The organism is Streptomyces scabichelini, assembly GCF_011045015.1.
In the GTDB taxonomy this organism is placed as follows: Bacteria; Actinomycetota; Actinomycetes; order Streptomycetales; family Streptomycetaceae; genus Streptomyces; species Streptomyces scabichelini.
In genome coordinates, this window is sequence record NZ_JAAKZY010000048.1 from 1 (window position 1) to 12465 (window position 12465).

Sequence of the window (12465 nt, forward strand, 5' to 3'; positions counted from 1 at the left end):
GGGGCGTTGGCCGCCGGCCTGAGGTCGGTGGTCGCCGACCCAGGGGCGTCAGCCGCCGGCCGGGGGGCGGTGGCCGTCGACGCGGGCGTGTTGGCCGCCGGCCTGAGGTCGGTGGTCGCCGACCCGCGGGCGTCAGCCGCCGGCCGGGGGGCGGTGGCCGTCGACGCGGGGGCGTTGGCCGCAGGCCCAGGATCGTTGGCCGCCGGCGCGGGGTCGTTGCCGCCGACGCGGGATCGGTGTCACCAGCGTGGGATCGGTGGCCGCAGGCCCAGGGTCGTTGGCCGCCGACGTGGAGGCGCCAGCCGCCAGCGCGAAGCCGTCAGCCGCCGGCGCGCCCGGCGCGCTCCGCGCGCTCGGTCTCTCCCGTGGCCCCGAGCGGGTCCCCGAAGGACGCTCCGCCACTCCGCCGCTCCATCAACTGCCGTACGAGCCGCACGAGTTCGGCAGGCTCGAAGGGCTTGGCCAGAAAGGCGTCCACCCCCACATCGAGCCCACCCTCGACCTCGTACTGCGTGCAGGCGCTCACGATGGCGAGAGGCAGGTTCCGGGTGCGCGGATCGGCGCGGAGCCGGGCGGCCGTCCGCAGCCCGTCGAGCCGGGGCATCACCACATCCAGGGTGACGACATCGGGCCGCACCTGATGAATGACATCCAGACACTCGGCACCGTCAGCCGCGGTCACGACCTCGAAACCCTCCAGCTCGAGGTTGACCCTGATCAGCTGCCGGATGACCTTGTTGTCGTCCACAACAAGCACCCGACCCGACGCCCCTGGCACAACTCGAGAGTAGGTCCGCACCCCCGCCCGCGTCCGGCTTTTCCCCACTTCCGCCGTGCCCGGGGGCTCGCACGCACACCCGTTTCCCCACCTCAAAACCCGTTCATGACGCCCCCGACAGAGCTGGTAGGGTTCTACTCGTCGCCGCGCACACCGCGCCCGACACGCCCCCGTAGCTCAGGGGATAGAGCAACGGCCTCCGGAGCCGTGTGCGCAGGTTCGAATCCTGCCGGGGGCACTCGCCAGTCAAGCAGCAAGAATCAAGCTCTGACCTGTGCGGATGCCGACATGAGAGAGCGGGAGTCAGTCTCACTGACTCCCGCTCTTTCTCGTTGTCTCTCAGTGTTCGCGCACTATCTGCGATACACGCGACACACCTCCGACGCACTCGTCAGCCGTAGAGCGTGGCATCAGGCCGCGCCAACCGCGACGAGGATGATGTGATGAACGATGGGTTGGCGGCCCTGATCGCCGGGAGCTTCGGACTGATCGGCGCTTTGGCTGCTGGCGCCGCTATGCGGAGCGCTCAAACAGGGGCAGTAGAGGCGCTGCGAGCCTCGCCTTAGTCCCGCCTCTGCTGTCAGCTAGCGGTGACCCGAGGTCGCTGGTCAGCGTGAGATGGCCACCAACGTCGTAGTGACACTGCAAACGAGCATCAGGGCGGTTCCGAACGCCGCGGCGGCTCGGGAACAAGCTACGGGGTAGGTGGCATGGTCTCGGCGTGCAGAGAAAGCGGCAGCGATCGCGGCAAGGGTTGCGAGCAACACGACCGCGACACAGCCCAGTACAACGGCAGCTGAGTGGTCAGACATGATCGATCTCCTGTCGGTAAGCCAATCTGTGCCGCTGAATCTCCTCAAGCTGCTGTTCGTCGTGGTCCGCAGCGGTAGAACTGGTCGAAGACGAACAGGAGCGAACGATCACAGGGGACTGCATGGCCGTAGAGGATGAGGATGGTTGGTCTCCCGGAGCGGCCCTCGTTGAACTACGTGATCGCTTGGAGCGTGGGCTAGCAGAGCGAGGCATGACGAAGACCGCTCTCGCCCGGCGCTCGGAGTTGGGGCGAACTGCTGTCAGCGAAGCTTTCAACAGGTCTGCTTCCGTTCCCTCGGCTCGAACAGTTGTGGCGCTCGCCCAGGCACTCCGTCTGGATGTGCCGGAGCTCCTGAAGCTCCGGGCAACGGCTGCTGGCGTTCAACGCGAGGGGTCCGTGAGGGGCACGTTCTTCCCACCTGCGGGCGTTGGGCGGCCAATCGCTGATTTTGACCCGCACGACCTCGAAGTTCATCCGGCCATCGATGTCGCACCCAGTAAGACCGGCTTAGGGGGCGTACAGGGTCGCCGGTTGCCCGGATATGTACGGCGCTACCACGATCAAGAATTGGATGACCTCGTCAAGGCAGCAGCCGACGGCCATAGCGGTGTGATTGTGCTGGTCGGCCCGTCCTCAACAGGGAAGACCCGCGCTTGTTGGGAGGCGATTCAACCCCTAGCGCCACGGGGATGGCGCCTCTGGCACCCTTTCGACCCCACCCGGGCCGAAGCAGCCTTGAACGATCTCCAACGCGTGGGGCCGGGCACTGTGGTGTGGCTAAACGAAGCCCAGCACTACCTTGGCGCGAGTCGGGGGGTGGGAGAGCGCATCGCGGCTTCCCTACGCTCGCTCCTAGTTGACCGAACGGCAGGCCCCATCCTGATATTAGGGACTCTCTGGAATAACTACGCGGCTGAATACACGGCTCTCCCAGCACCTGGAAAGCCAGATCTACACCCTCAGACGCGGGAACTCTTGGCGGGACGACTGCTCTCGCTTCCAGATAGTTTTGATACGTTCGCGATAAGAGACGCCAGAACCAAAGCTAGCGAAGGAGACCTGCAACTCACTCAGGCGTTGAATCAAGCACAAGGAGGGCGCCTAACTCAATATCTGGCAGGCGCTCCCGCTCTAGCTGAACGGTATAGGACTGCTACCCCTTCCGTTCGTGCACTAATTCAAGCCGCTATGGATGCGCGTCGCCTTGGTGTCGGGAGTCGCATAACCGGGAATTTCCTTACCCAAGCAGCCGAGGACTATATTTCGGACTCTGAATACGTAACCCTAGGGTGTGATTGGGTAGACGAAGCCTTCCGGGAGGCCACTAGACAAGTTCACGGGAACATGGCACCCCTGATGCCCGTTCGCCTTCGCGGCCCTCGTCTGGGCCAATCAAACCGGATCGGCGAGGTTGACGGCAATGAATATCGACTGGCTGATTCGCTGGATCAGCTAGGTCGACTTGAGCGTCGACACAGTTGTCCACCAGCTTCGTTCTGGGAGGCGGCTCATGAGGGATTGACAGATCCTACTGTGCTAGCAAACCTTGCCAGCGCTGCTCATGCTCGGTATCGACTTCAGTGGGCCCATCGCCTCACTGGTCGAGTTGCGGAACAAGCGGACGCTTCCGCGTTGGTTGACTTAGCTGGCATGTGGATGGAAGAACACCCTAGCGTGGCTGAACCGCTGCTTCGGCAGTCTGCTGAAATGGGTAACGCTCGCGCCATGGGCGACTTGGGGTATCTCTGCGAAGAGGCCGGAGATGCAGACGGAGCTGAAGAATGGTATCAGAAGGCTACTAAAGCTGGCGACGGCCACGCGACATACCGCCTAGCTCAAAAGCTTGAAGAATTGGGAGATGCGGAAGGGGCGGAAAGGCTATACCGGCAGGCCTTGAATCGCGGAGATACGGAATCCTTGGGGGCGTTGGGGCGAATCATATTGGACCGAGGTGGGGATGCTTTCGAATCCCTCACGATGTTAAATCGATCCATTCTCCACCTAATACGTCAGACCGCACGCACAATGATTGCATCGCTGGATAGAGCGACTGGAGCGGAAAAACATTCTACTATAGGCCGGTGGGCCGAGAGAAAAGAGGGCGAACGTCTCAGGTCTAGGATTGAGGAGGTGGGGGACAAGGGGGACTTTGATAGATTCCGAGAGGCCGTGGCAGAAGGTAATCGTAACGGTGATACGTATGGAATTTTTTGCCATTATTTATTCTTAGGCATGAAAGATCACGACCGAGCTGGAGCAATGCTTGAGCGCGCTGGGCGGGATGGGAATTCCTATGCACTGATGGAAATTGCAAAGGAACGAGAGAAGACTGGCAGTCTGGATGAAGCAGATGCGATTTATCGAACCTTGCTGGATTCCGGCGATAATGCACCGCTGGCGCCTCTCGCGGGCCTGATGAGAACGGCTGGGAATCTTAAAGAGGCGGAGTCTCTCTACTGGCGATCGGTTGAGGCAGGAAGTACTTATGCGATGTTCCGACTCTGCGAGCTAAAAGAGGACATGGGTGATCACGCTAGTGCCGAGGAAATCGCTCTGCAGGCTGCTAATGCCGGGGATGCATCCGCCGTCCGCGTGCTGTCAGGGGCGAGAGGTGGACGCGCAGAGCCCGATGGCTTATGGCCGTACGGGCTCAACCCGGACGGAACACCGACGGTTGAACCTTGGTGGTTGCCTTAGAGCGATCACTTTCAAGACGGCTCCAGGAGTAATGATCACCCTCGCTAAGCCGCGTCTCCATCCTCCTCAAGTGCCTTTGCGATCTTTGCGTTAGCCGCTTCCTCGTGCCCGTCGATGCAGCCGTGATACCGGCGGTGAATCACCTCTGGTGAGTTGCCGACCCGCCGGGCGACCTCAGCGATCGGGACCCCGGCGTTCAGCCACCGCGTGATGCATGCGTGCCGCAGGTCGTACGGGCGCCCAGCAAGCGGCGATTCGACGCGGTCCGGCGGGAGAGCGAACAACCGCGCCTCCTCCCACACGCGCCAGTAGGTGGATGAGCCGACGACTCCCCCGCGCTCGTTCCCGAACACACGCCCCTCCTTGGCAGCCCCGAAAATCTTCAGGTGGGCCCGAAGAATGGAGACCAGGACGGGCGGGATGGGGACCGGGCGGTCGGTATCGGACTCGCGAGCCTTCAGGCCCCGGCGGTCGTGCCGCTCCCCGGAGTCGGTCCATTGCTTGCCCGAGACGGGGCGCGTCTCCCGCAGCGTCAGCGTGCCCCAACCCTCCTCCGGTAGATGGCAGTCAGGGAGCCTCAGCCCGACCGCCTCAGCGGGCCTGAGCCCCGCGTAGTACAGAACCGCGTAGAACGCCACAAGGCGGCGCCCGCGGCTGCGGTCCCACGAGCCGACGTAAGAGACGGCGGTGAGCAACTGGCGCCCCTGTACGGCGTTCACGAGGACGCGTCGGTCCACCACCCCACCGGAACCCACGCGCTTCTTGTGGTTCCCCTGAAGAGGATTCTCCGGGAGTTCCTTCGCGGCCACCGCGTGTTCGAGGGCCGTGTTCAGGGCGCGGCGCCGCCGCTTGTGCGTCTCCCCCGCCGCCGGGGTACCGTCCAGTCGATAGCTGAGGCGGTACAACACGTCCTCGAACACCTCAAGGTCGACCAGGTCGACAAGCGGCCGATCCTCTTTCGTGAGCCACTCGTACGCGGCCTTCAGTTCGGCCGGCGGCTCCTGTCCCGCGTTCGCGGGGACGATCGCCCACCGAAACGCCAGGCGCAGGTACTTGTCCTCAGGGGTGTTCTCGCCTCGCTTCACCATGGCGAGCGCCACGGCCGCGAGACCGTCCGCCATGCCCTCACGGGTTTTCGCAGCACTCATGCGCCACCGCCCGGCGACGTACTTCCGGCAGAACTCGAACCACCGCAACGACGGCTTGGCCTCAGCCGCCGTTGCCGCCGCTTCAGCCGCCGCGCGGACTTCGGACTCAGGCTGTCCGCTTGCGATCTCGAACGCTTCGCCCCGCCGCATGGCTTGCCGCAACTCCGAGCGTCGGCTTTCGGCGAGTGCCGACGTGGCGAACGTCGCGCTGCTCACCTTCCCGCCGACGACCCATCGGAGTTGATACGGCCGCGCCTTGCGGTCGACCTTCGTGACTTTCCACAGCCGGACATCGAGGGAGTACCCCGGCCGGGCCTCCCCGTGGGGGCGGAGCGCCGCGGTGTCTTCGGTCGTGCTCACGCGGCGTCCTCCCGCTCCGCAAGCCACCGCTCGTATTCCGACCTGCGGATGCGAACGTCACCGTTGGGAAGCTTGATCGACCGCGGGCCCTTCCCGAGTTGGCGCCACCGGTAGAACGTCGACGGAGCCACCTTCAGATCGGTGATGACCTCCGCGACGGTCAACTTCTCGTCCAGCGCGCGGGCGCTCATACCGCCGTCCCTTCGGATTCGGTCGACCCGGACAGCCCGGACAGCTCCAATTCCGACTGTCCGGGGCGTTCGGGCTGGTCAGGTGCGGTAACCGGACAGTCGGACAGCTCGGACAGCTCCGGTACGCCCTGTGTCCGGGTCTCGGTGTCCGGGTAGTACCGGCCGCTGCCGTCCCTGGTGAGCTGTCCGTCAGCGGCCATGCGGGAGCAGGTGCGGCGGATGGTGTCGATGTCGACCTGCGGCAGGTCGCCCGCGATGTCCTTCGGCTTCGCCCCGGGGTTGGCACGGACGTGCCGCAGGATCGCGGCGCGGGTGTCGCCCACGGTGTGGTCGGACACCGGGCCGTCCAACAGATGCCAGGCACCGGAGGCGGCTTGGAAGCTGAGCGCGTACTCGGCTTCGTCCACGTCCCGCCCGGTGACGTGCAGGATGCCGTCTGCCTGCCCTCGGGCCCGCTTGAGTACGAGGGTGGCGTCCGCGGCGCCCGCGATGCCGTTGGTCCCGGAGACCTCCGTGAGGAAGTCGTCGGAGCCTGCCTTGCGGACGTGGTGAACGAGCACAATGGCGATGCCGTAGTGATCGGCGAGCCGCTTCGCGTAGCTGACGGAGACGTAATCCGCGTCGTACGCGGACACGCCCTGCGGGGCTTGGCCGCGCATCTTGGCGAACACGTCGATGACGACCATGCGGGCATCGAGGTTGCGATCCAACCACTGTGCAATGGCCTCGGTCCCGCCCTGGGGGAAGGGCGGGCATTCGGTGACCAGGGTCAGACCGGCCGGGGCCTGTTGGCCGCCCAGGAGTTTGCCCATGCGGGTCTGAAGACGGCGGGGGGTGTCTTCCAGGGCGAGGTAGAGCACCGGGCCGCCCTGGACGGGCACGGAGTCGAACGCCTGCCCTCCGGCCGCGACCGCGAGTCCGAGCCCGAGGGAGAGCCAGGACTTGCCGACCTTGGGCGGTCCGGCGAGCAGGCTGACGCCTTCGGCGAGGAGGCCGGGCACCGCCCATTTCGGCTCCGGGAAGTCCGCCGCCATGAGCTGATCCGCGGTCCATGCGGTGCGCGGGCGCTCCCGCTTCGGCAGCTCCCGCGGGGCCGCCTCTGGGTCGCTGGGTACGGAGTACAGGTGCAGTGGGGGAATCGGGTTGGTGCTCATGCCGCGACCCTTCGGGGGCGGTTGGCTCCGGCCCGCAGGCCGGAAGCGATGGTGCGCCGTGCCTCGTGCTCGCCCTGACCGACTTGGAGCGCGGCGGACAGGAGCCAGCCGGTCACGTCGGCTTCGCTCAGCTCTCCCCCGGCGACAAGCTGTCCGAGAGCGACCGAGGCGAGGTAGAGCGCGTGGTTGTGCTGGTGCTCACCGGAGTCGGTGACGCGGGCCAACTCGCCGTTGACCGCGGCGTTCAGGAACGCGGTGCGCCGGTCGCGGGTGGCGAGCGCGACCGTGATGGGGCGCTGCGGGGGCAGTGGCGCGGGGCGTAGCAGGTCCGTCAGCCATGCGGGCAGCGGCGCCACGGGAGCGGCACGGACGGTCGTGTACGGGTGGCCCTTGACGATGCTGCCCGCGCCGACCACGTAGCCGCCTTCCGCGCGGGTGTCGACCTTCCAGCCGAGCTTGCCCGCGGTGTTGCGCAGCGGCTCGCCCTCGGGGGCGGCGAAGTACAGGTGCGTGCCGCCGCTGGGGGTCTTCACGACGTGCGTGTCCGGGGCGAGTTCGCGGAAGCCGTCGTGCGGCTCGCACCGTACGAGGTAGCCGTCCCATTCGTGCAGCTGGCACAGCGCGAAGAACACGCCCATGCCGTCGCGGATGTCGGGGTGGGCCCAATCGGCCGGCGGGTTGTCCTCCGGGCCCTTGGCGGTGTCGAGGTCGACGACGACCAGGCCGGAAGGGCCGGTGGCGATGCCGACGTTGTAGGGGGCGTGCGTCCAGCACCGGGTGATGCGGTCCGGGTCTGTGGTGGCGCGCTCTTCCCATGCGGTGATGGCGGGGCGCTTGTCGCCGGGCCGGAGGGGGAAGACATGCCAGCCGTGCGACGCAGCTTCAAGCGCCGCGGTGAGCTGGGCAGCGTCGTCCAGGTGAGGCATCCTGGGGACCTCCTGTTCTGTCTACGGATGGGCAGGGAGAACCGCGGCGGCGGGCGACCTTGCTGGGGAGTCCCGCCGCCGCGGCAGTGCTACTGGTTCTTGGCCCAATGGGCGTACTGCTGACGGACGTAGGCGCGCGGCTCGCAACTGCCGTGGACGTCGTCCAGGTCCATCAGCCGGTGGGCGGCCCTAGACGCGAGTTCGGCCGCGTCGCGGGTACTGCTGTCGGCTTCGTCGCTCAGCGCGATGCGGTCCAAGAGAGCGGCTTTGCGGAGCCAGAACTCACGGCTCGATCCGTCGTAGGACGGCCTGTCCGCGACTGTCCGGGCGGTCCATCCGATCTCGCTGATGATGCTCGGGGCGAGCGCGTACGCCTCCTCGGGCTCGGGCCACGACTTCAGCTCGGGGCGATGGTCGGCGGTGACGTACAGCCGCTGCCTCTTGCCGTCGCGGGTGGGGTGCTGGCGTACGGGGCCGACAGTGAAGGCCTGGGACAGGGCCTGGTTGACGCGGTCGCTTTCGGCGGGATCGCAGATGATGCGGATCTCGAACATGGCTTCCTCTCGGGTTCGGGTCAGAACGACGGTTCGTTGCTGTAGCCGTCGGTAGCCCACGGGTCGCGGCCGGTGTCGCGCCGTCGTCGCAGCCATCGGGGCAGGCGCGGAAGGGGCAGCAGGAGCCAACGGCGGTTCTCGTTCCAGCAGGTGCAGGGCTCCCAGTCGGTGCCCTCGTACTCGCCGGTCTCGGGGTGGCCGTAGTCGTGCTCGACGCCGCCGATGCCGTCGCAGTTCTGGCAGTCGGGGCGGGGCGTGTCGGTGAGGATGAGCGCGGGCTGGGGCCAGGTGGCGCGCTGGATACGCAGCCGGGGCAGGGCGCAGCGGCTCATGCGGACTTCCTCTCGGTGGTGGGGAGTTCGGGCAGGCCTGCCGTTTCCAGGGCCTTGGGGTCGAAGCCGGGCAGCATCGCGCGGGCGGTGAGTGCCTGTGCGAGCTGCTCGGCGTAGGCGGCGCCGGTGCGGGCTACCTCGATCTGTGTGGTGCCGCGGATGGTCTCGACGCGTTCGATGTGGGCGTGTTCCTCGCGCCGGTCGCTCACGTGCCGCTCGTGCGCCACGCGCTCGCGGCGGTCGGTGCGCCAGTACCGGGCGACGAGCCCGTAGGTGACGGCCGTGGCGAGCACCCAGAGCAAGAGCGGCAGGGAGAGGCCATCGGCGTATCCGGCCACGCCCGCGAGGGCGATGCCGCCGGAGGCAGCGAATGCGGTGCCCGCGATCACACTGTCTCCGGCGTGTCCGACGCTCGCGCACGCTCCGGCCGCAGCGGCGGCGAGCGAGAGTGCGGTCATCAACACGGCGTTGCCGAGGGAGTGTTCGGCGCCGTTGGCGTTCCAGATCCGGGCCAGGATCAGCACGGTCGAGGTGGCGAGTGCGGGCGCGGCCTTGGGGGCGATGAGGGCGAGCCATTGGCGCGCCACGATCTGTTCGTTCACGAGCGTTCTCCCGTCAGTTGCCGAGTTCGGTCAGGAAGTCGGCGAAGGATGCGACCAGGTCGCGGATGGGCTCGTAGGCGCCGGTCCCGGCGGCGAAGAAGCCGAAGAGGAAGACCAGCAGCGCGGCGCCCGCGCCGGTCGACTTGGTCTTGACGGCGACCACGGAGGCGAGGCCGAAGAGCAGCACGGCGGAGATGTCGATGTTCATCGCGAAGCCTCCGGGCGGGGAGTGTCGGTGCCTGCGCGGTAGATGCGGGCCCAGCGGTTGTAGAGCCAGCGGCCGACGCGTATGCGCTTGCCGGTCGCGTGGCAGCGGCGGCAGTCCTTGCCGCGCTTCATGCGGCCCTTGCGGTCGGTCTTCATCGCGAAGCCCCAGCCGCGGCACTTGCGGCAGTTGCCGAACGGCGAGACCGCGCACAGGGATGCGTAACCGAGGGTGAGGAGTAGGAGGAGGGCGCTAGCGGCGAGCGCGGGGGTCATCTGGGGCCTCCAGGGCCGGTTTTGGGGTGTGCGAGGGGAGGGCCGCTAGGCGCTAGCGGCCTGATCAGGTGCGATATGGGGTGCTAGCGGTGCCGCTAGACCTAGCGGGTGTGGGTGCTAGGTCTAGCGGCGCACTTCGCTCAGCCCGTGTCTCGGTTTCCGTCACGCTCCGCAACAGCGGCGGTGAGTCGGGCGCGCTCGATGCCGCGCCGGTTGGCGCCCTTGCCGGACTCCGTCTTGCCCCATACCTGGCCCGTGGCGATGCCGTAGGGCTTCAGGGCGGCGGCGAGGCCTTCGGCGTCCCAGCCGCCGTAGACGTCCGGGCGCAGCTCGGCGAGCCGGGCGGCGACGGTCTCCGACCACACCTTGGGCTCCTCGGCGGGCACGACGGCGAGGATGTCGGCGAGCAGGTCGTATCCGCCGCTCTCGCTGGTCTCCGGGTCCTGCCCGAGGGCGTATCCGGCGAGCGTGCCTGCCTTCTCGCGAACCGCACGGGCGCGCAGCGCGATGTGCTCGGCAACGACCGCATCGACGAACACCGAGCGGACGATGCGGGCGTCCGCGCCCTCGCCGACGAAGTAGCAGATGCCCTTGTCGGCCCAGCTGAACATGGTGGCCCGCACACCGCGCTTGTACGACGACGTGCCCAGCACCATGTCGTTCTCCAGCTGGCCCATGACCTTCAGGCACCAACGGGCCGACGCGTTCGCGCTGATGCCGGTGGGCAGCGACTTGGCGTCGGGGCGCTGGGTGGCGAGCAGCAGCACGATCCCGGTAGCCGGGCCGCGCTTGACCAGGTCGGTGCAGATCTCCTCGAACTCGGCCCCGTACTTGGGGTGTTCGAACCACTTCTGGCACTCATCCACCCCGATCACGATCGGGTGCAGCCCCAAAGAGGGCTTGTTCGCCAGCTCCGAGGTGACCTTGGACTCGGGGCAGACGTCCCGCGGCAGCGAGCGGATCACCTTCGCCCGTCGGCGTAGCTCACCGCGGACCTCGCGCATGTCGGCGAGGGCGTATTCGAAGTCCTCCTCGTCCTCTCCGGCCCGGTGCCGGTAGGCGACCGCGTCGCCTACCGGGTCCAGGTCGCCGGTGCCCTTCATGTCGTAGGTGTGCAGCTCCGCGCGCGGGTCCAGGGCGGCGAGCAGCATGAGCAGCCGAAGCAGGAACGTCTTGCCCATGCGCGGGATGGCGCCGATGACGCCCGCGATGTACATGAGGGTGATGTCGACCCAGCGTCCGCGCTGGTCGGTGGCGAACGCGGCGGGCTTGAACAGGTCCACCGTCCCGGCCTTGGCCAGCGGCCAGGCGGGCGGCTTCGTCTTGGACATGTCCTGATCGCCCACCCACAGCACTAGGCGCCCGGTGTGCTCGTCGGGCACCGCTTCGGGCCACACGCAGCCCAGCGGGCGCCGCAGACCCGAGGCGAGCCGCTCGCGGCGGTCCATCACGTCCGTGACCGTCACGCCGTACGGGAGGTCGCCCTCGGCGCGCCAGCCGGGCCCGTCGCGGGTGATCGGGGCGGTGAAGGCGAAGCCGTCCCGTCCCTTTGCCTGCGCCTGGTTGATCGCCGGAATGCCCAGCGCTCCCAGCGCCCGCAGCACGATGTCACTGGTCAGCTTCGGCGCATCCGGCAGCTCCACAGCCTTGTGGATGACTGGGGCGTCCGCCTTGCGTCCGGCGAGGCCGAGCGCCAGCGTGACCGCGCCCGCCGATACTGCCTGAAGCCAGGTCGGGGCGAGGACGTAGATGGCGAGCGCGGAGCCGAGTCCGATGAACATCGCCAGCACGGCGACCAGGGTGCGCAGCCGGACCCGTCCGTCCCGCTGTCGCGACAGCTTCAGGTACTCGGCTGCGTCCTCGCGCCGGACGGCGGCGAGTCGGACCGGCTCGCCCTCGCGGTCGGCCATCCGCCGCATGGTGCCGCCCACGAACCGCGCGGCACCCGTCGGGGCTTGGAGAGTGAGGCGGGCGGCGTAGACCGGGGTGCGCAGCGCGTGGTAGCCGACCGAGTGGGCGTAGTGGCGGGCCACCCACGCCGACGCGGTCCGCAGTTCCGCGAGCGACTTGAGCCACACCGGAACGACCGGACGGCGCTTCGCGGCGAGCAGCCGACCCAGGTAGCCGGGCCCCACCGGGGCGGTCGGTTGGTCGACCATCACACGGGCGGTCGGGTCGCCCGACTCGGTACCCGACCGACCGGTCTCGGGGTCGGCGTCGGGTCGGGTGCTCGGGTCGGCCGACTCGGTACGGGCCGACCGTGCCTTGTCGAGGTCGACTACCTCGCCCCCGGAGTCGGCTCCAGGAGTGGCGCTCATCTCGGCTTCGAGCCGGTTGAACAGTTCGTTGTCGTCGTCGGGGTGCTTCACTGAAGGTCCTTCCAATGGGAGGAAAGGCGGGGTCCGGCCGTCGCTGTAGGAGGTGGGCGG

12 protein-coding genes, 1 tRNA gene and 1 pseudogene are annotated in these 12465 nt (G+C 67.6%); 3 read left to right on the forward strand and 11 right to left on the reverse strand.

Translation table 11 applies throughout. The annotated features are described in order from the left end of the window. Positions 1–319: 319 nt before the first annotated feature. On the reverse strand, positions 320–826 hold the full coding sequence (locus G5C60_RS17180) for a response regulator (protein WP_165260118.1): 507 nt from the start codon (positions 824–826) through the stop codon (positions 320–322). Positions 827–944: 118 nt separating this feature from the next. Between G5C60_RS17180 and G5C60_RS17185 the strand changes: the two genes are divergently transcribed. From G5C60_RS17185 to G5C60_RS52130, 3 genes and pseudogenes are all read left to right on the forward strand, one after another. After that, positions 945–1016, forward strand: a tRNA-Arg gene (locus G5C60_RS17185). Between the two features lie 696 nt (positions 1017–1712). Next, positions 1713–1940: pseudogene (locus G5C60_RS54165) on the forward strand (helix-turn-helix domain-containing protein); the annotation flags it as partial. A 1326-nt stretch (positions 1941–3266) separates the two neighbouring features. Beyond that, positions 3267–4289, forward strand: coding sequence for an SEL1-like repeat protein (locus G5C60_RS52130; protein WP_241266869.1), 1023 nt, complete (start codon positions 3267–3269; stop codon positions 4287–4289). Between the two features lie 44 nt (positions 4290–4333). Here G5C60_RS52130 and G5C60_RS17195 read toward each other — a convergent pair whose 3' ends face one another. The 10 genes from G5C60_RS17195 to G5C60_RS17240 all read right to left on the reverse strand — a co-directional run bounded on the left by G5C60_RS17195 (position 4334) and on the right by G5C60_RS17240 (position 12405). Next, positions 4334–5797: a tyrosine-type recombinase/integrase gene (locus G5C60_RS17195; RefSeq protein ID WP_420907381.1), complete on the reverse strand. Its 1464-nt coding sequence runs from the start codon at positions 5795–5797 to the stop codon at positions 4334–4336. After that, positions 5794–5988, reverse strand: coding sequence for a helix-turn-helix transcriptional regulator (locus G5C60_RS17200; protein WP_067029612.1), 195 nt, complete (start codon positions 5986–5988; stop codon positions 5794–5796). Before G5C60_RS17200 ends, G5C60_RS17195 begins: the two co-directional genes overlap by 4 nt. Next, positions 5985–7142, reverse strand: a complete 1158-nt coding sequence (locus G5C60_RS17205) for an AAA family ATPase (RefSeq protein WP_165260122.1) — start codon at positions 7140–7142, stop codon at positions 5985–5987. The genes G5C60_RS17200 and G5C60_RS17205 overlap by 4 nt, the downstream gene beginning before the upstream one ends. After that, a complete protein-coding gene (locus G5C60_RS17210; RefSeq protein WP_165260124.1) occupies positions 7139–8068 on the reverse strand; it encodes a bifunctional DNA primase/polymerase in 930 nt (309 codons plus the stop codon). Before G5C60_RS17210 ends, G5C60_RS17205 begins: the two co-directional genes overlap by 4 nt. Before the next feature lie 89 nt (positions 8069–8157). Next, complete coding sequence (locus tag G5C60_RS17215; protein ID WP_165260126.1) at positions 8158–8622, reverse strand: hypothetical protein; 465 nt, start codon at positions 8620–8622, stop codon at positions 8158–8160. Positions 8623–8642: 20 nt separating this feature from the next. Beyond that, on the reverse strand, positions 8643–8954 hold the full coding sequence (locus G5C60_RS17220) for a hypothetical protein (RefSeq protein ID WP_241266871.1): 312 nt from the start codon (positions 8952–8954) through the stop codon (positions 8643–8645). After that, the gene (locus G5C60_RS17225; RefSeq protein ID WP_165260128.1) at positions 8951–9556 is read right to left on the reverse strand and encodes a hypothetical protein; all 606 of its coding nucleotides are present in this window, start codon (positions 9554–9556) and stop codon (positions 8951–8953) included. Before G5C60_RS17225 ends, G5C60_RS17220 begins: the two co-directional genes overlap by 4 nt. A gap of 13 nt (positions 9557–9569) precedes the next feature. Next, positions 9570–9764 carry a hypothetical protein gene (locus G5C60_RS17230; RefSeq protein WP_165260130.1) on the reverse strand — a complete coding sequence of 65 codons (195 nt, stop codon included), beginning with the start codon at positions 9762–9764 and terminating at the stop codon, positions 9570–9572. Further along, positions 9761–10036, reverse strand: a complete 276-nt coding sequence (locus tag G5C60_RS17235) for a hypothetical protein (protein WP_165260132.1) — start codon at positions 10034–10036, stop codon at positions 9761–9763. Before G5C60_RS17235 ends, G5C60_RS17230 begins: the two co-directional genes overlap by 4 nt. 140 nt (positions 10037–10176) lie before the next feature. Then, positions 10177–12405 (reverse strand): cell division protein FtsK, encoded by a 2229-nt coding sequence (locus tag G5C60_RS17240; RefSeq protein ID WP_338145844.1) that lies wholly within the window; start codon positions 12403–12405, stop codon positions 10177–10179. Positions 12406–12465: the final 60 nt, after the last annotated feature.

Bases quoted from the DNA above. Each gene is read 5' to 3' on its own strand.
- G5C60_RS17235 (WP_165260132.1), bottom strand. From the start codon at position 10,036: ATGACCCCCGCGCTCGCCGCTAGCGCCCTCCTCCTACTCCTCACCCTC.
- G5C60_RS17200 (WP_067029612.1), bottom strand. From the start codon at position 5,988: ATGAGCGCCCGCGCGCTGGACGAGAAGTTGACCGTCGCGGAGGTCATC.
- G5C60_RS17210 (WP_165260124.1), bottom strand. From the start codon at position 8,068: ATGCCTCACCTGGACGACGCTGCCCAGCTCACCGCGGCGCTTGAAGCT.
- G5C60_RS17205 (WP_165260122.1), bottom strand. From the start codon at position 7,142: ATGAGCACCAACCCGATTCCCCCACTGCACCTGTACTCCGTACCCAGC.
- G5C60_RS17230 (WP_165260130.1), bottom strand. From the start codon at position 9,764: ATGAACATCGACATCTCCGCCGTGCTGCTCTTCGGCCTCGCCTCCGTG.
- G5C60_RS17220 (WP_241266871.1), bottom strand. From the start codon at position 8,954: ATGAGCCGCTGCGCCCTGCCCCGGCTGCGTATCCAGCGCGCCACCTGG.
- G5C60_RS17215 (WP_165260126.1), bottom strand. From the start codon at position 8,622: ATGTTCGAGATCCGCATCATCTGCGATCCCGCCGAAAGCGACCGCGTC.